Consider the following 18,568-nt stretch of genomic DNA (forward strand, 5'->3'; position numbering starts at 1 on the left):
CATGACCGGTTATCCCTGTGCTGTCTTGGGCAGTAAAAGGGTAACGGTTGTCCCTTCGCCAGGCTCGGAAGACACTCTTAACGTTCCCCCTGCGCCACGGGCACGCTCTTCCATACTGAACAATCCAACGCCATTGCCAGCGGTTGCTTCGCTGAATCCAGCACCTTGGTCTTCAATAATAACCATTGTCATGTCCTCGGCGTCTTCTATAGTAACACGTGCCTCGGCAACATCGGCATACTTCGCGACATTGGTTAAGGCTTCCTGAATAATCCGGTAGATAGCTATCTCCCGGTTCATCTCCAGTCGTTTGCGCAAATTACACTCCAGATCAACTTCGATCCCGTAGTGACGGGTGTAATTCTCAATATACGTGCGAATCGCCGGAACAACACCCAGGTCATCCAGAACGGATGGTCTCAGCTCCCATGCCATACCGCGTACATCTTCCATGATACCCGTGACCTGCTTACGAAGTGCTTCAACCCCGGGTTGAGGCTGATCTACCAGCAGTCGGTCCATCTGAATCACCAGAGAGAAGAGACTCTGTCCAATCCCATCATGCAGTTCACGCGAGATCCGGCGTCGTTCCTCTTCCTGAATGTTCATCACTTGGGACATCATCTTCTGCAATTCGCCTTCGACGGATTTCAGCTTGGTGACCTCGCTGCGTACAGCCAGGTATTGATATGGCTCCCCGTCGTTATCAAGGAAAGGCACGATGGTGGTGTTGACCCAATAATAACTGCCATCTCTGGCCCGATTGCGAATCTCCCCGTTCCATACCTTACCTGAGGATATCGTGTCCCACAGGTTTTTCATAAAATTTTTGCCATGGTATCCGGAATTAATGATTCGATGATCCTTGCCGATCAGTTCTTCGCGCTCGTACTGCGAGATTTCACAGAATTTATCATTCACATATTGGATTTTTCCTTTGCGGTCCGTGAGGGCAACGATGGAGGACTCATCCAGAGCAAACTTCAGATCACTCAGTTGATGCAGGGAACCCTTCAATCTGCTGCGGAATTCATTATCCGTAATGTGATTATCGATTTCGTTCAGCAGGAGGCGTACGGGCTGGTCTGCGAGTCCACTTAATCTGTTCTTGCGTGCACTACTCAAAGTTCAGCAACCCCTTTTTCATGGCGAACTTCACCAGTTCCGGTCGTGTACGCAGGCCGAGTTTCTCCATCAGATTACTTTTGTGGGATTCGACCGTTTTGACACTGATGATCAGATGTTCTGCGATTTCCTTGTTGGCGTAACCCTTGGCAATCCAGGACAAAATCTCTTTCTCCCGCTCGGATAACGTGTCATACGGTCCGGCGTTTTCCTGTTTGGCTTTGTCCAGGTATTCACTCATCAGCCGCTTGGTCGCACTTGGGTACAGATAGGCGCTACCTTCTGCTACGGAACGAATCGCGGCAAGTAATTCTTCATGCGGCGCACTTTTGAGGATATATCCGGATGCTCCCGCGTGGATGGCGCGGAACAGATATTCTTCATCGTCATGCATGGTCAGTATCAAAATGGAGACATCCGGCATCAATTTCTTCAATTCAGCGGTAGCGGTCAGACCGTCTTTGCCTGGCGGCATGCTGAAATCCATCAAGACCACATCTGGTTTCAACTCTTGAGCCTTGGCAATGGCTTCATCGCCATCTGCGGCATCTCCAACGATATGTATATCATTCTTTCCTTCAAGTAAGGCGATCAGCCCGGAACGCACGACAACATGGTCGTCTACAACTAATAGTTGAATCACATGATTTCCCCCTGTCCGCTTCCTTAGTTCTATCTATATCATAACAAAAAAAGAAGCCATTCAGAGCTTTAATCTCCGAATAACTTCTCTCACTCTCCAGTTCAAACTATTATCCAAACACCTTCGGCTGAAGATGTAGAGCGATTTGCTCCGTCTGCCGGATCATATCGGGGGAGAAGGTGCAAGGCAGTCTGCTGCCAACGAGCAGCACGGCGCCAGGCACGCTTCCTTCCTGGAACACAGGTACCGCTATGGCACATACCAGCCGCTCAGCGAGCATTAACGGGCAACGACCGGGTGTATGCTCCCCGGTGGATTGTGCATCAGATCGGGTTGTGCGTCCAGTCCGAAGGGCTGTGCCCACCAGATCTTGTCCGGGGCGCATTTCCATGCGTTTCACCCGTTCATTACTAGCCCCAGAGGTATACTTCCAGCGTAGCATCGTCCCGTTCAGACAGGCAAGTCCACAGAAGTCGCTGTATGTGTTCAGGCGCAGGCCGTCGATCATCTCCTGAATGCCAGATGGCAGTTCATCATGCATGAGAGGACACTTCCTTTTCCGAAATTATAAGGTACGTAACGTTTAATTATTATCATTAACCTTTGAACAGGATCATCTTAAAGTAAGGGTATTACAATGTTAGTTCTATTGTAGACCCATTCTCGTACGTTGTAATTCAGGGAAAACCCCTATTTCCGTTCCGTAATCTACTGAACTTGGGCAGTAGAGGACTCTTGACTCAGGTACACCAAGGGATTGAAGAAATGCGAAGGATGAGGCATATCGGTGAAATGTGACTTTTCTCACAGCAAATTCAGGGAGTTTCTTGTCAATGATCAGGTAATCCCCCGATAACCCTGAAGCTACTTTCGCGATATGATGTATACATAAGGAATCACCGAGGGGGACGAAGGTAATGGGTACAGTATTTGTGGAAAGAACAACCCAAAGAACAGAGCAGAAACAAACGGAGGCAGGCAAAATGACACGAGAAACAGGCGGAATCCTTTCGTTCGTTACACCTGAGCAATGGGACCTGATTGAAGCGAAAATGCAACCCAAACGGGTAAAGTCGGGGTATAGTCTCTTTCTCGAAGGCGATGAAGCCGGATATCTGTACTACATTCGTTCGGGACGAGTGAAAATGACCAAGTCGACGGAGGATGGGAAGGAAATTATTTTATCCATTCAGCAAAGCGGCGATCTCATCGGTGAATTCGGCGGCATCGGCGGATTTAATCATAGCTACAGTGCAGAGATGGCGGAAAAAGGGGAGCTGGCGATTATCTCGCTTAGCGATCTGGAAAGCATACTCAGCAAACATGGCGACCTTGCCTTGAAATTCTTGCAATGGATGGCGCTGTCGCAGCGGATTACCCAGTCGAGATTCCGTGATTTGTTGCTCTATGGCAAGGCGGGTGCGCTCGCTTCGACACTGATCCGTGCCAGCAATTCGTATGGCAGGGTGACACCGGATGGTATTGTGCTGGACATGAAGCTGAACCATACCGATCTTGCTGAGATGATTGGAGCGACCCGAGAGAGCGTAACGCGGATGCTGGGGGCATGGAAGGAACAAGGTACGCTGGATATGATGGACGGAAAACTGATGATTCGGGATCTGGCAGCCTTGCGTTGCATGTGCGGATGTCCGACATTCCCAAGTTGCCCCGTAGAGTTGTGCCGGTTGTAACATAGCTTGTTCCGGGGGTGTATCTCCATTGGCGATTGGGGTCGTTACGGAGAATAATAAAAAGAGCTGACATCCGTATAATCGGTGTCAGCTTTTTTGATGTATGCGGAAAATTACATATGTAGAATTGGATCTCCATTGGCCGTGCCATATTCACTGGAGAGAATCGAATAGAGCACCGAGTCATGAAAGGAACCTTTGTAGAACCAGTGCTCGCGTAATAGCCCTTCTCGCTGCATGCCGATCTTCTTCATGACATTCTCCGAAGCTGTGTTGTGCGGACGGCATTTGGCGTAAATCCGGTGCATGCCCAGTTCATTGAAACCAAAACCTATTAGAGCACGGGCTGCTTCGGCGGCATAACCTTTTCCTTGATAGGCGGGATTAAGGACGTAACCGATCTCTGCATTGGTTTTCTCCATCACGTGAATACCTACTCCACCAAGGAGAGTTCCATCACTTTTCAAACATATCGCCAGTTCAAAGCCTTCTCGTGGTTGTGTCTGCTGCATGTCCAACACAAACTGCACGTATGCTCGCGTATCTTCTTCCGTATTCGGTCCCCATGCCGTATGCTGAGTAACTTCTGTCATGGATGTGTAGCTATGTATACTTTTCCAGTCTGTTTCCAGAATATCCCTGATGATGAGTCGTTCGGTCTCCAATTGCATCGTTGTTCCCCTCCTATATAAATTGAACTAAAGAATATTACACTTGCCACTCCGATGACAGAACAACCTTCCGATCGCTGTTATCCCAGATTTATTGGATTCCCGTTTTCAAAGGAGAAAATCCGGGAATAAAGGCGAACGCTCCGCTTCTTCAGGTTATTTCTGTCCTCTCCGTTTCTCGTGTAAATGTTTAGTTCAATTATATAATAAAACAAAAATAGCCCAATAACCGATTCATGTAAAGAATGGGTTATGAGCTATGTAAGTATAAGGCATATTATTGTGGTTGTTTACATTGAACTGCGGGATAAGTATACGCCAGCTTACGGATAATTTCCTTTTGCCATCTCGTATCACCCAGGTTGGTTGCCAGGTTCAGAAGATCCAAATAATCGTCAAGCTGCAGATCAGCCTTTTGCAGAGTTGTATTCATTCGATGTTCGTTCCCCTTATCTATAAATTCGTAAAATCATATGCAGTAGAAAGTTACAAAGAGACAAGTTCAAGAATGATAATCATTATCACGTTTATATATTCATTATGCAATGAACGCTGGCAAAATGCAATCCCAAGTCCGCATCGAATTTAACTTTTTTCTGAAAATAGGCTCATTAAAATGTAATTCTAATGATCATCAGTATGGGCCAATAGACTCAACTTCTAAACTTTTTCAATAATTTTACAAAAAGAAAGAGGAATTCAGCATATGAACCATTAAATTAAAAGGAGGATAACCATTATCAGGTAATTTGGAGGAGGAGAAAGGGAATATGAAGAAGGCGTTATGGCAGCACTGGATCGGGGCATTCCTGGTCTTTATCATGATGGCAACCGCACTGCTGGGGCCGGGTTCGCAAAGTCCGGTACAAGCTGCAGCACCACTTACGGTATCTCAGGCCATCGCTGCCCAGAGCGGTGGAGGAACAGCAACGGTTGAAGGAATCATTGTTGGACATGCTACCGGGTCACTTACCGCGAAGTTTACATCTCCGTACGCCAATGATTTTAATGTTCTGATTGCAGATTCAGCGTCAGAGCGAACTAACGCCAGATTATTGGATGTACAGATTCCCTCATCTTTCCGTTCGCAATATGGATTGGCGTCCAATCCCAGTCTTGTAGGCAAAAAGATTATCGTAACCGGAACCCTCGGTGCCTACAACAGCTATGCAGGAGTCAAAAACCCAACGTCCATCACACTTTCCTCCGGAACAACCAATCCTGATCCAGAACCGAACCCGGGTACAACACTACCGGACGGTACCGGCAAGAAAGTATTATTTGATAATACCCACGCCCAGACAGCAGGTGCTGCCGACTGGATTATTGACGGGGCATTTTCGGATTTTGCCAATGGTTTGCGAAACGCAGGCTTTGCCGTGGATCAGCTGGAACGCAGCATCCCGTATACATTTGGTGAGCAAGCCATCACCTATAATAAATTGAAAGACTACCACGTCTTTGTCATTGGCGAAGCCAACGTGCCGTTCAAAGCGACTGAACAGGCTGCGCTGGTGCAGTACGTGCAGAACGGAGGGAGTATTTTCTTCATCTCCGACCACTATAATGCAGACCGCAACAAAAACCGCTGGGATTCTTCCGAAGTATTCAACGGTTATCGCCGCGGTGCTTTCCTGAATCCGGCCAAAGGCATGTCTTCGGCTGAAGCGGGATCACCAGCAATGCAGAGTGTGACGAGTTCAGACTGGCTCGCGACGAACTTTGGTGTCCGTTTCCGCTACAATGCCCTTGGAGATGTAAATGCATCGGATATCGTTGCACCAGCACAATCCTTCGGCATTACGGCTGGTGTTAATTCTGTAGCCATGCATGCGGGATCGACCGTTGCGATTATAGACCCGAACAAGGCCAAAGGTTTGGTGTATGTACCAAGTGGTGTGTCCAAGTGGGGCAATGCCGTGGATCAGGGCGTATATAACGGTGGTGGACGAGCTGAAGGAGCCTATGCTGCCATTGCAAAGGTTGGTGCAGGCAAAGCCGCATTTATCGGCGACTCTTCACCTGTGGAAGATGCGACTCCGAAATATTTGCGTGAAGAGACCGGTGCTACCAAGAAGACCTATGATGGATTCAAAGAAGTGGATGATGCAACGTTCCTTGTGAATACCGTGAAATGGCTCGCGGTCAAAGAGAGCTACACCAGTCTGGCACAAGTGCCAGGACTGACATTGGATACGGCAACAAGCCTGCTTCCTATCGAAGCTCCGGCCGCATCAACCGAGCCGCAACTTGAGCCATGGGCTGCACCAGCGGCAGGGTACAAATGGTATGATCCGACTACATTTAAGACAGGTTCATACGGCAAAGCGCAATAAGTAAAGTAGACAAACATCAAATCATTATGCGAATAGGGTCTGACCGTGAGTTTTGCGGACAGGCTCTTTTTTTGCTTGTTATATTAGTTACAATCACGACTATAGAGCCTTGCTGCCACTGCATAAATATCTGCTCCGGAGGGGAAGGTATGGGTACTAATGATGCGGCGTGAAGCTCAACCCAACCAGAGGAGGCGGTGAATGATGACTCAACAAGGAGACTGTGACAGTTCCTCAATGAGGCAGAAGCTCAAGGCAGATCTGCATCGTGTGGCGGATCGAATGAACATGACGTTATCCCGTTTTGACAATGACAGTGTCTGTCTGCTGGGACAATTTGCAGAGATTCGAGCGGAGATTAAACAGATCGAGGTGCTCGCCTCTTCGTTTTATCTGGATTGTTATCTGTCGCCCTTTACCGAGAAGTTTGCCGAATTAACATCGAGCGTACAGCATCTATCTGACCGGAGATATGGGGCGTTAATTGTGATTGAACGGGAGATTCCGTTGGAGTCGATCATTCACTCAGGCGTGACTGTGGATGCAAGAGTAACGCATGCATTGCTGGAATCGCTGTTTATTCCCGGTGCGCCACTTCATGACGGGGCTGTGCTGATTCGTGGTAATCAGATTGTATCTGCTGGTAATGTGCTGCCGTTGTCGCAAGCGGAAGTGCATGAACGTAAAATAGGCACCCGTCATCGGGCTGCGCTGGGACTCAGTGAATTGACGGACGCCGTAGTGTTGGTTGTCTCCGAAGAGACGGGACAGGCTTCATTTGCGGTGGATGGCGATTTGCATCCCATTAATGTGGTTGAGACGCTATCTTAAATGTGAACGATCAAGTGGCTTACTTGGCACGATTGAGTTAATGCAGTTGAGGGAAGTGTACCTTTCTCCTGTAAGGGAGAGAGGTTTTTCTATTGATAGACGATAAAATTATAATCTGAAATTCGACAGCTTTGCTCCCGCCATATGAGAAACATCGATCAATGCTTCTCTGACATTGCGATGTGATTTTGCACAAACTGGGTATTCATGGGTACAATAGAGGATGGTCAATGAATAGAGAACAATGCGATTGGATCGCAAAAATGGTTGGAGGAGACGGTTAGCACATGAGTTGGTTTGAAGCAATGGAGCAACACGATTATGAGGAACTGGTTCTGTGCCAGGATCGAAATTCAGGGTTAAAAGCAATTATCGCCATACACGACACAACACTCGGCCCTGCGCTGGGAGGCACACGGATGTGGACTTACGCTTCAGAAGAAGCAGCCATTGAAGATGCCCTACGCCTTGCCCGTGGTATGACATATAAGAATGCAGTATCCGGCCTCAATCTGGGCGGTGGCAAAACCGTCATTATTGGAGACCCGCGGCGTGACAAAAATGAAGCGATGTTTCGGGCTTTTGGCCGATACATTCAAGGCTTAAACGGACGTTATATCACGGCCGAAGATGTAGGTACGACGGAAGAGGATATGAACCTGATCTATCAGGAAACCGATTATGTGACAGGCATCTCGGCGAGTTATGGTTCATCCGGTAATCCATCACCTGCAACGGCTTGGGGTGTATATCGGGGGATCAAGGCAGCAGCCAAAGAAGCATTTGGTACCGATCTGCTTGAGGGTAAAAGGATAGCGGTCCAAGGTGTCGGCAATGTGGCGATGCATCTGTGCAAATATCTGTATGAGGAAGGTGCACATCTGATCGTTACGGATATCCATAAGGACTCGGTGAAACAGGCCGTGGACCGCTTCGGCGGAACAGCAGTTGATCCTGCAGACATCACGGGTGTGGAGTGTGATATCTATGCACCATGTGCGCTCGGTGGCACGATTAATGACGATACACTCAAAACGCTCAAGGCGAAGGTCGTAGCGGGCTGTGCCAATAATCAGCTGCTGGAGACCCGTCATGGGGATCAGCTCTATGATATGGGCATCGTATATGCGCCTGACTATGTTATCAATGCAGGCGGCGTAATTAATATCGCAGATGAGCTGAACGGTTACAACGCGGATCGGGCGTGGGGCAAGATCGGAGAGATCTATTCCAATCTGGAGAAAATATTCGAAAGCTCACGTACCGAGGGCATCGCTACCTATGTTGCCGCAGATCGTCTGGCTGAGCGGCGGATTGAGCAGATGAAGAATACGCGCAGCACATTCCTGCAAAATGGTCATCACGCGCTGAGTTCCCGGAGATTGCGCAAGTAATCATAATCCAATCATATAATTTGAAAACTGTCTGTTAGGATCGGCAAACCTACTCCAAAATTGGATGTTGTCGATCTGACAGGCAGTTTTTTGTGCACTGTCAGAACATAACAAAGAAAAACAGTGGCAATATCTCCCTAATTGATCAATTTCACTATGCTTTTTTCCGATAATGTATTTACATCGTTCAGATGGAGATGGTTCAGGGAAGCGGGGAGAAGTGGGAATGGGAAAAACGGGGGAAAAGCAAGGAATAGGGTATAAGATCAAAAATATGTCGCTTAAGATCAAGCTGCCGATCATGATCAGTGTATTGGTTGTTCTGGTTCTGCTCGGTGCAACGACCACAAGTTATATGATTTCATCTGATGTTGTGGTCAGGAAAAGCAAGGATGAGATTAATGTGATGGCTGACCGCCTTGGGGAAGGGCTTTGGACAGCGATGCAGCTTCAGCAACAGATGAGTCATGCGATATCTGTACATAACACGTTCAAAGAACTCTTGGAGTTGCGTGGTACCAATGAAATGCCAGATGACACCTTTTTCACAGATGAGAATCCTTACTTCAATACAGCGAATACGATTCTCACCGACAGTATATCCGACACGGTAGGCACCAAGCCGGACTTGTTCGTGTTTGACAAGGAAGGAACTATGGTGGCGGGAACCATGCCGGAAGTCATTGGACAGTCACGGGGAGATCGGGAATATTTTAAGGAGTCCATACAGGGGAAATCCTTCATCAGTGACGCAGTTGTCTCTAAGACTGGCAAGAAGCTCATTATTGTATTCTCGCAGCCCATCACCGATGAACAGGGTAATATACTGGGTGTGTTCGCCATGTCGGTGGACAGCAGCTTTTTCCTGGGGCAACTGGGAGACATTAAAATCAATGCCCAAGGCAGAGTTGAAGTGCTGAGCCGAAGTGGCATTATCATGTTCGACTCACTGGACCCTTCGGTTGTGGGACAGACACTTGCGGAAGACAAGGAAGCTATGGAACTTATAAATGTCAAGGCAACGGACGAAGTGAAAATCACTTCGATGGATCGAGATGATATCTACTACCGTGTTAATCAGATTCCTGACGCAGATCTCTCCGTGGTGATTATGGACGATTATGATGATATCAAACGTCCATTAGAGGATATGCAGCGCCAGGTGGTTATCGTGACCTTGATCGGAATTGCTCTGGCTATTGGCGTAGGACTATTGATCTCTCGTAGTATTACGAGACCTATTGTTCGTCTGATCGGGCTGTTCCAACAGCTTGCTCAAGGGAATCTGACCGTCAAGGCCAATGGTAGATATAACAGTGAATTCAAGGATCTGGCAGAGAGCTTCAATGGCATGGTGGAGCAGAACCGAAACCTGATTACCGATATGAATAGTTCGATCCATGTTCTTCAAGCCAGCACTCAGGAGCTGGAGGAAACATCCAGACAGACAGCAAGATCCATTGATGAGACATCGGCGACGTCCATGGGCATCGCGAAGGCGATGGAGGCCCAATCCGAAGATACCGAGCAGATTGCAGGCAAATTCAACAGCTTCGGCGATAAAGTGGCTGCCATGAACAGCAGTGCCCAGGATGTGAAGGCAAGAGCGGATGAGATCGAAACGGTATTCCACAACGGGAATGAAGTCGTCAATGAATTGATGCGTATTAATGAGGTGAACGAACGGGAAGTCGAGAAAATCTCGGAGATTACGGTCAAACTTCAAACGAGTTCGGGCAGTATTAGTCAGATCACGGAAGCCATCAGCCAGATTGCCAAGCAGACCAATCTGCTTGCATTGAATGCTTCCATCGAAGCATCCCGGGCTGGAGAACATGGCAGAGGATTTGCTGTTGTAGCTGAGGAGATCCGCAATCTGGCAGAGCAGAGTTCCCGCCAGTCCAAGGAAATCTCCAGCATCATTGAGCAGAATCTGGCCGATGTAGCCGAGAACAACCAAAGTGTTGCAGAGATTCATACCATCTCCTCCAGACAGGATGAGCTTGTCTTGCAGACTCGTCAAGCGTTCGATGTGATTCTGGAGAAGGTAACGGTTATCAATCGGCAAATTGCCACGATGGCAGGACAGATGCAAGAGATGTTGCAGAACAAGGATGATGTACTGGAGTCAGCCCACAGTTTGTCCGCTTCAGGGGAGCAGGTATCTGCTTCGGTTGAAGAGGTAACGGCAACCATGATGGAGCAGTCTTCAACGGTGCAGCAGTTGGCGAACATGGTCGATACGATCGATCAATTGACACAAAAGCTGGCCGAATCGGCTGCGCGGTTCAAGGTGGAGTAAGGGTTAATTGAATAGCTATAGAGGGAAGGAAGGCAAAAGGCACTCTGTATGAGTGCCTTTTGCTTTGTTTTTAGGGTCTCGATCAATGTGCTCTGGTCCATTTAGTGATCAAGAAGATCAGCAGTTGGAAGAGGGGGTGCTAAGTTATCTATATCAAAACGTAATGCACTTCTGGTTTAGCAGCTTCACGAATTGATCGAGCGCACTGCTGACATAACGACCCTCACCGCGAACAAAGGTGGTTGTAGTATGTGTGAATCGCTCGGCTAAGTCGAATACAGAGAAATGCTCTGGTCTTTTGTGAATAACGTTGCACGGCATAATGGTAAAAGCAATTCCAGACTCCACACAGCTGAGCAGGTTTTCCATCGTACTCACTTCGATGATATTACGAGCGGACAGCCCCTCTTCCAGCAAAAATTCTTCGGTCATTTCACGATAAGGGCAGCCCTCGGGGAAAACGACCCACGATACTTGGCACAGACTTTCAGGTGGTGTGTCCATCTGTTTGGATATGATATGCACCGTGTCTTGCATCTCGTATTCCACTTTCAGTCCTTCCTTCACACAAGCCCCGCTGATAAAGGCACCATCAATCTCATCGTCCTGTATTTTCTTGCGCAGTACTTTGGGTGAAGTAGCGTTGACGAGTGAGATGGACACCTTCGGGTAGGTTATTTGATATTCATTCAGAATCTCCATAAAGCGGCTGGATGCCGCTGTTTCTACAATGCCGATTTTCAGCGTGCCGGAAGGCTCACCGGGATCGGTCATATCCTGCTTCAGATCATATAAAAGGTTGTGAATCTGTGTGGCGTACTGGACGAACTGTTCTCCTTTGGAGGTCAGTACAACACCTTTGGGAAATCGGTTGAACAACTGGATTTGATATTCCTGCTCCAGTTTTTTGATGCGTGTGGTGACATTGGATTGCGCGTAATTCAGTTCTTTGGCGGCCTGTGAGATTTTGCCTGAACGCGCCACCGCGAGAACAATATCGATATCGGAAAGTTCCATGCTGTATCCTCCTGAACGTGGGTTACCTTCAATTAATTCGGCAGATGGCGATGTTAGGTATCTCTCTGAGAGATACAACTATATATTTCAATCATTTTACGATATATCGGAGCCGCCGTACAATATCCTTAATAACGAAGAGAGTAGGGATATGACATGGATAACAGGATTACACGTTCAACAACATTATTAAGCCCGGTAACGATTCATAAGTGGCAATTAAGGAACCGAATTGTGATGGCACCGTTGACCCGGGGATTTGCTGATGATCAGGAGGGGACGGTAACGGATGAGATGGTGGCGTATTATGAGCAGCGTGCGCGGGATGGCGTGGGACTGATTATTACCGAGGGCATTAACCCGAATCTGGCAGGCAAAGGCACTTATGGCATCCCCGGCTTATATACAGATGAACAGACGACTTCTTGGAAAAGGGTAACGAATGCTGTTCACAGACATGGCGGCACCATTATTGCTCAACTGTGGCATGTCGGCAGGTTGTCGCACTCCGATCTGATCGGAACCGCTCCACTTGCACCTTCCAGCCTTGCGGCAGAGGGAAGAGTGCATAAGCTGCATAAACCGTATCAGGTTCCTCAAGCGATGAGTACACAGGATATAGCGGATACGATTCAGCATTTTCAGACGGCTGCCCGCAATGCGGTTCTGGCGGGGTTTGACGGGATTGAGCTGCATGCTGCGCATGGGTATCTGATCGACCAGTTTATCAATGAAAAAACCAACCACAGAACAGATGAATATGGAGGAGATACTGAGGGTAGATTGCGGTTCCTGCGGGATATTATTGTGGCTGTGAAAAAAGAGATCCCTGTGGATCGCATATCGGTACGATTTTCCGAGAAAAAGGATGATGATGCATCCTATGCTTGGGCAGACAAAGCTGGAATGATTGATGCATATCTGAACTTGTTCCGCGAGACGGGAATTACGATCTTGCATCCCTCAACAGACCATTATGTGAAAGCATGGGAAGGGGAGCAGACCTTTCACGAGTGGGTTCGAAGTCGGTGGGATGGAATCATCATTGGTGTGGGGGATTTGGATGTTCAGACCGCGGAGCACGCGATTGGTAAGGGAAGCGTAGATCTGGCTGCGTTCGGCAGACCGTTTATTGCCAATCCAGATCTAGTACAGAGATTGCATACGGGTCAGCAATTGATTGAGTATGATGCGAATGCACATTTGCCTATTTTGGTGTGAAAATAAAGTGAAAAAAAGGGCAGAATAGGCTGCCCTGCCCTGAGTTTCAGATACTTTTTGAGTGATCCAGCGGTTTCATTTCGTTTCTTCTTGTTGAGCTTTTTTCGATATACCAGAGAATGATCATAGACAACGCATAGAACAGACTGACAGCCAGAATAATGATCCATACACTTTCCATGTCCATGCTTTTGATGAAAATGCCTGTCAAATATGGACTAAGTGTATAACCCAGGCAACCTACGAATAACAGCAAGCCATTGAACCGCCCCTGATGTGTGTCGGGTACACGCGAAGCAATATACAGATTGATATTGGTCTGCACGAGAATCTCTCCAATAGTCCACAGCACCGTGGATAAGGCGACGATGGAAAAATGGGGGAAGGTTCCGAGCAGGTTCAAGGCTCCAAATCCGATTCCATAGAAGAGTGCGCCTGTAGCTATGGAGTTTAGGGCAGTTAATTTGCGTGTAGCGGACAGGATCACGGTGGTAAGAATAATGACGCTAATGGCATTGATGGTCATGACAGAGCCGTAATAGGCTGCCCCGTTCTCGCCAAACGAGTGATTCATCTGGAGTGGGAGGCTAAATGAGTATTGCATATAGATAAAATAGTTAAGAAATGACACAACGATGAAAAAGGCAACGAGTGGATTTTTCAGCAGTAGTCTGAATAACGGCGAAGGCGATTGGCTCGATCGTTGTTGTTCTTGTTGTTGTCCAGCATGTTCGCTGTTTGTTGATGCCAATTCCTTGCGTGTGCCGATCTTAACCTGGTTGATGATGATAAAGGTAGATATCAGAAACACGGTACCGATACTTATAAAGACAATGTTGACGTGATCCTTGATAAAAAAACCGGCGATCAGTGGTCCGATGGCTATACCCAGATTGGCCCCCAGATACATGAGGGAAAAGGCGGACTTTCGCTCTTTCTCCTCCGTACACAGTTGAATAATCAGTGCATTATAAGCAGGTCGGGTAATACTGATGAAAAACATGACTGCAATCAGAAGATAACCAACGGTAATGGTGCCTGACCAAAAAGAGCAGCTTATAATCATGATGGCAGACAACAGTTGCCCGATGACAATAATTGTTTTTTTGCCTATAACATCGCTTAAATAGCCGCCGAGAAGTACACCGGGTCCGCTAATCAGGGCTGCCATGGACACAAAGATCCCTGCACTGACCACATTCATGCCCATCTGTAACGTAAGCACCAAGGTAATCAGGGAGAATACAAAATCTCCCGTGCTGTTAATCGTTCTGGCTAAACAGAGATAATAGATATCGCGGCTCAGACCCGCGTAGGTTTTGAATAAAGACAATAATTCCAGCCCTCCCCAAGATAACCGTCACTCCAGACCAAAAACAGTGAGGATGATCCGTACAACTTATACGGTTTCAGCAACCGTCACTTCAATCTTGAAACGATCGTACATATCCAGCAGGGTTTGACGCAATTCCTCGAACGAATCACCCTCCACGATAGCATAGCCTGATCGGGTCATGGTATCGTTGACGTCCCCGGCGCGCTGCCCCACTTGATAGGATACATTGAACTCAATGATGCCAGGGATATCCGCATAATTCTCTATCCCGGATATGTGTTGAATTACCCCTGCGCGTGATGGGAAGCAGATCATGCCTGTGAATTTATGACTCGTCTCCTGTTGCTTAAATTCATATATTCCAACTTCCAGATCAGTGACGGCTTCGAAGAAATCAACGCCATGGGTGTTCTTGATACAAGGAGGCATAACATGTGATCCCCCGATTCTTGCACCAATTTCTCCAAACACCACTTCTCCTTCCGGAGTCAGAAAAAGTTCGGCATGTGTTACGGATTGATTGATACCCAAGGCAGCAATGACCTGTTCATTGAGTTCTTTGATGTGATGGATAAAATCAGCTTCCGTGCCTTCAGGGAACGTAATACTGGCCGGAGGTTTCTGCTTCGTCGCAATATCCAGGCAGTTATACAGATATTGGGAAACAGATGCAAATACAACTTTGCCCTTGGACACAATGGAATCACAATGAAACTCCGTACCGTGGATGAATTCCTCCAGCAAATCCTTTTGCTGTGCTTGTCTTGTATGGTGAAGATAATGCACCAGTTCATCCATGCTGGACAATTTGAACGTATTGATACTTCCATATCCGCTGAGTGGTTTCACAATAATCGGGAAGCCGTGTACAGCAGTGAAACGAATATAGTCCTGTTCATGTAGAGCAATGGCAATTTGGGATGTCCGAATTCCGCGTTGATGCAGCATTTGTTTCATGATCCATTTATTGCGAACAGCCTCAGCCTGATTGCGCTGCATACCGGGGATCCCGAACTCGGAACGGAACTGACCACCGATCTCAATCGCATTCTCACCCGGCGTTAACAGAGCAGAGATGGAATGGGATTCTCGGATCTGCATCATATGCTCCCGGATGGCATCTACGGACTCCAGATGATCGACATATCTAATTTCATCAAAGAATTCCCTGAGGACCTCATCATGATGCAAATTATGCCGTTCAATAATCAGAATTTTTTTGTGATCCGCCAATTTCTGCAAAGGTTTAACGAAGTTTAATCCGGTTGGAAGCCTGAAATCAGATATGTATACAATGGTTTTCATACGTTCTCGTATATCCCCTTTCAACAAAATACTAAAAATAGTAAAAATTCATTTCATAACATTATAGCTCAATATTTTCCACTTTGAATACACCTTTTGGTTAAAAATATGAACCAAAATACATATTTATGTTGCGTTAAAGTGTTAATTGACAATAGGAATTTTTTGGTATACGATCTTTAGCGGATTAGAAACAAAAAGGAGGAAATAGAAATAAATGGAGATTGTTAAAGAGAAATATGCCATACTGGGAACGCTGGGAGACGATGAAGGATTTCTGACTTGCAGCATGCATATCGCGAAGAAATTAGGCAACTCGGAACGTATCAAGCCATACCCTGAATTTGAAGCGGCTGCGGAAGACTTGAGATCAGGGATCATATCCTGCTTGCTGGTCCCCGGGGCGTATCCCAAGCTCAACAGCTTCATCATGGATTCTGAACTAGCGGTGTCTGAGAGCTTTGTGGAGAAAATTCCTGCGCTGGTTCTATCCGGCTTCCATGCGGTATGTCCCGATCAGATCGATATTATCTATCATCATCCAGCAACCACATACTTGTTAACTGAACTTGATACAACCTATAAAGAGAACAGCACCGTATCGTCCAACCCTGAAGCTTGCAGGAAGGTCATGCACAACACGGAGAAGTCCATTGCGCTCACGAATCAGCTATGCGCTGATCATTACGGGCTTGTGACCTACAAAGTATTGCGCGAGGGAATCAATATGCCATGGGTATGTTTTACACAAAATACACAGAGGGTGAATACAGTCATATGAAAAGAATTGCTATTATACTGGATAAAAATCTGGAACCTGGCGCCGCCGCTAATGTGGCTGCCCTGTTAATGGGACAAGCAGCCCTGAATGAGCCGGAGTTATATTCTGATCAACCTGTGCTGGATCATAGCGGCGTTCAGCATGCGGGCATCCGATATAGCACTGTCATTCTGAAGGCCGGGGAGAATCAACTGATCAATCTGGCCAAACTCTGCTCAGATGACAGCGGGGGACTGAGCCATGTTGTTTTTTCACAGACAGGCCAGTCGCTCAACAATGCCTTTGAACAATATGCAGTTGAGATTGCTTCGATGGAATTGGAAGCTACCAAAGTGGTAGGTGTCATCGTGTGGGGCGAGGATGATCAAGTTAGGGCAGCGACCAAAAAATTCAGTGTCATGAAATAAGGGAAAAGGGCAGAAGCGGATCTTAGAGATCACTCTGCCCTTCTTTACATATGAAAGAATCGTTATAGAGATTGTTCAAGGTACTGAAAACCGATCTTTTTGAACACGCACTTATAGATGATTGCTGATAACGGCAGCTTTCTTTTCGGTTAAGTAGTATACGAGTGCCAGCAAAGGCATCACCAGACCAATCAGAGTGGTGAGACTCCAACCCCCATGCGCATAAGACCAGCTGCCAAGTGATGATCCAATCGCGCCTCCGATAAAAAAGATCGACATGAAGATCCCGTTTACCCGTCCTCTTGCTTCACTTAATGAATAGATAATACGCTGCCCCAGCACCAGATTACCCGAGACCGCCATGTCGAGCGTGATGGCAACGATCACAAGAAGTACAAGGGTAGCGGTAGAGTGACCCTGGAACAGATAGGCGAGCCCAAAAGAACCAGCCGCGATAACCATGGCGAGTCCGGTTAATATGCGGGTAAAGCCTTTATCCGCCCATCTTCCGGCAATCGGTGCTGCAACGGCGCCTCCGACGCCAGCCAATGCAAACCATGCAATTCCTTGCTGGGACATGCCATACTCATTGGCGAGCTGCATGGGAACTGTAGTCCAGAACAAGCTGAAGGCGCCAAACAGGCTGGCCTGATAGAGGGCTCGGCGGCGGAGCATGGGGAATGTTTTTAACAGGGAACCCAATGACAGGATTAATTGTCCATACTTCATCGCCGGTTGGGGCTGACGTGCAGGAAGTGCGCGTGACAGGAGCAAGGTTAACAATACGATAATGATTGCGGAGAAGACAAAGACCGCTTGCCAACCGAGCAGACTCGTAACCGAGCAGACTCGTAATAAAACTTGCGACAGGGCGAGCCAGCATAATGCCCAGCAGCAGGCCACTCATCACATTACCGACCACCCGTCCGCGTTGCTCCTCCGAAGTGAGGTAGGTGGCGTAGGGAACCAGAATCTGTGCAACGACGGAACCAATACCGATGAAGAGGGAAGCAGCCAGAAATAATATGGCATTGGGAGAGAAGGCGGCGGCAATCAATGCAACGACCAGAATGATGAGGAAAAAAGTGATCAGCCGCTTATTCTCCAGAATGTCACTGAGCGGTACGATGAACAGCAGGCCAATCACGTAACCGATCTGTGTTAACGTCACAATCAGTCCGGCAGCAGCAGAGGAAAGCCCTGTTGTCATGCTGATCGGTCCTATAACCGTCTGAGCATAGTACAAGTTTGCCGCAAGTAGCCCGCATGCCGCGGCCAAAAGTAAAATCAACCAGCTTGGAACCGGGGTTGTCTTCACATCGTTTTGCAAATGCATGATTATCATCCTCCAATTTTTATGTTAATGATCCTTAGTGCCCTAATGGTTCCACTCAAATCATGACCGATCAGGCGTCCAAACCTTTGCGGTACTTTTATGGATTCACTAATTACTAAACGCTTCGTTTACTAATTACAGACATATAATAAACTAAACGTTCAGTATT

The 18,568-nt window shown here is 47.4% G+C and carries 16 protein-coding genes and 1 pseudogene; 8 read left to right on the forward strand and 9 right to left on the reverse strand.

Features of this window, described 5'->3' with window-relative positions; all coding sequences use genetic code 11:
* Positions 1-9: 9 nt before the first annotated feature.
* From AC4E8D_RS02010 to AC4E8D_RS02020, 3 genes are all read right to left on the reverse strand, one after another.
* Positions 10-1,125, reverse strand: coding sequence for a PAS domain-containing sensor histidine kinase (locus AC4E8D_RS02010; protein WP_490205792.1), 1,116 nt, complete (start codon positions 1,123-1,125; stop codon positions 10-12).
* Entirely contained in the window at positions 1,118-1,768 is a 651-nt protein-coding gene (locus tag AC4E8D_RS02015; protein ID WP_017691068.1) for a response regulator, read from the reverse strand. The genes AC4E8D_RS02010 and AC4E8D_RS02015 overlap by 8 nt, the downstream gene beginning before the upstream one ends.
* Before the next feature lie 109 nt (positions 1,769-1,877).
* On the reverse strand, positions 1,878-2,309 hold the full coding sequence (locus AC4E8D_RS02020; protein WP_221823799.1) for a GAF domain-containing protein: 432 nt from the start codon (positions 2,307-2,309) through the stop codon (positions 1,878-1,880).
* Between the two features lie 376 nt (positions 2,310-2,685).
* Here AC4E8D_RS02020 and AC4E8D_RS02025 point away from each other — a divergent pair, with 376 nt between their 5' ends.
* The gene (locus AC4E8D_RS02025) at positions 2,686-3,462 is read left to right on the forward strand and encodes a Crp/Fnr family transcriptional regulator (RefSeq protein ID WP_260632941.1); all 777 of its coding nucleotides are present in this window, start codon (positions 2,686-2,688) and stop codon (positions 3,460-3,462) included.
* Between the two features lie 113 nt (positions 3,463-3,575).
* Here AC4E8D_RS02025 and AC4E8D_RS02030 read toward each other — a convergent pair whose 3' ends face one another.
* Positions 3,576-4,133, reverse strand: a complete 558-nt coding sequence (locus tag AC4E8D_RS02030; protein ID WP_221823801.1) for a GNAT family N-acetyltransferase — start codon at positions 4,131-4,133, stop codon at positions 3,576-3,578.
* Between the two features lie 277 nt (positions 4,134-4,410).
* The gene (locus AC4E8D_RS02035; RefSeq protein ID WP_017691064.1) at positions 4,411-4,566 is read right to left on the reverse strand and encodes a hypothetical protein; all 156 of its coding nucleotides are present in this window, start codon (positions 4,564-4,566) and stop codon (positions 4,411-4,413) included.
* Between the two features lie 388 nt (positions 4,567-4,954).
* On the opposite strand from AC4E8D_RS02035, the gene AC4E8D_RS02040 reads away from it, so the two are divergent.
* From AC4E8D_RS02040 to AC4E8D_RS02055, 4 genes are all read left to right on the forward strand, one after another.
* Positions 4,955-6,469 (forward strand): DUF6359 domain-containing protein, encoded by a 1,515-nt coding sequence (locus AC4E8D_RS02040; RefSeq protein WP_260632945.1) that lies wholly within the window; start codon positions 4,955-4,957, stop codon positions 6,467-6,469.
* A gap of 201 nt (positions 6,470-6,670) precedes the next feature.
* The gene (gene cdaS / locus AC4E8D_RS02045; RefSeq protein ID WP_221823805.1) at positions 6,671-7,300 is read left to right on the forward strand and encodes a sporulation-specific diadenylate cyclase CdaS; all 630 of its coding nucleotides are present in this window, start codon (positions 6,671-6,673) and stop codon (positions 7,298-7,300) included.
* A gap of 287 nt (positions 7,301-7,587) precedes the next feature.
* Positions 7,588-8,694, forward strand: a complete 1,107-nt coding sequence (locus AC4E8D_RS02050) for a Glu/Leu/Phe/Val family dehydrogenase (RefSeq protein WP_221823807.1) — start codon at positions 7,588-7,590, stop codon at positions 8,692-8,694.
* A gap of 226 nt (positions 8,695-8,920) precedes the next feature.
* Entirely contained in the window at positions 8,921-10,996 is a 2,076-nt protein-coding gene (locus AC4E8D_RS02055; RefSeq protein ID WP_221823809.1) for a methyl-accepting chemotaxis protein, read from the forward strand.
* 153 nt (positions 10,997-11,149) lie between these two features.
* Here AC4E8D_RS02055 and AC4E8D_RS02060 read toward each other — a convergent pair whose 3' ends face one another.
* A complete protein-coding gene (locus AC4E8D_RS02060) occupies positions 11,150-12,013 on the reverse strand; it encodes a LysR family transcriptional regulator (protein ID WP_490205793.1) in 864 nt (287 codons plus the stop codon).
* Positions 12,014-12,169: 156 nt separating this feature from the next.
* On the opposite strand from AC4E8D_RS02060, the gene AC4E8D_RS02065 reads away from it, so the two are divergent.
* A complete protein-coding gene (locus AC4E8D_RS02065) occupies positions 12,170-13,234 on the forward strand; it encodes an alkene reductase (RefSeq protein ID WP_221823813.1) in 1,065 nt (354 codons plus the stop codon).
* Between the two features lie 46 nt (positions 13,235-13,280).
* Here AC4E8D_RS02065 and AC4E8D_RS02070 read toward each other — a convergent pair whose 3' ends face one another.
* Both AC4E8D_RS02070 and AC4E8D_RS02075 read right to left on the reverse strand, forming a co-directional pair.
* The gene (locus tag AC4E8D_RS02070) at positions 13,281-14,567 is read right to left on the reverse strand and encodes an MFS transporter (protein ID WP_221823815.1); all 1,287 of its coding nucleotides are present in this window, start codon (positions 14,565-14,567) and stop codon (positions 13,281-13,283) included.
* A 66-nt stretch (positions 14,568-14,633) separates the two neighbouring features.
* The gene (locus AC4E8D_RS02075) at positions 14,634-15,875 is read right to left on the reverse strand and encodes an ATP-grasp domain-containing protein (RefSeq protein WP_221823817.1); all 1,242 of its coding nucleotides are present in this window, start codon (positions 15,873-15,875) and stop codon (positions 14,634-14,636) included.
* 217 nt (positions 15,876-16,092) lie between these two features.
* Here AC4E8D_RS02075 and AC4E8D_RS02080 point away from each other — a divergent pair, with 217 nt between their 5' ends.
* Together AC4E8D_RS02080 and AC4E8D_RS02085 are read left to right on the forward strand one after the other, a co-directional pair.
* A complete protein-coding gene (locus AC4E8D_RS02080) occupies positions 16,093-16,656 on the forward strand; it encodes a type 2 periplasmic-binding domain-containing protein (protein ID WP_221823819.1) in 564 nt (187 codons plus the stop codon).
* Positions 16,653-17,063, forward strand: coding sequence for a DUF2000 family protein (locus tag AC4E8D_RS02085; RefSeq protein ID WP_127548030.1), 411 nt, complete (start codon positions 16,653-16,655; stop codon positions 17,061-17,063). The genes AC4E8D_RS02080 and AC4E8D_RS02085 overlap by 4 nt, the downstream gene beginning before the upstream one ends.
* A gap of 111 nt (positions 17,064-17,174) precedes the next feature.
* Here the strand turns inward: AC4E8D_RS02085 and AC4E8D_RS02090 are convergent.
* Positions 17,175-18,399 (reverse strand): annotated as a pseudogene (locus AC4E8D_RS02090) (MFS transporter).
* Positions 18,400-18,568: the final 169 nt, after the last annotated feature.

Source organism: Paenibacillus sp. SRL342, from assembly GCF_984798905.1.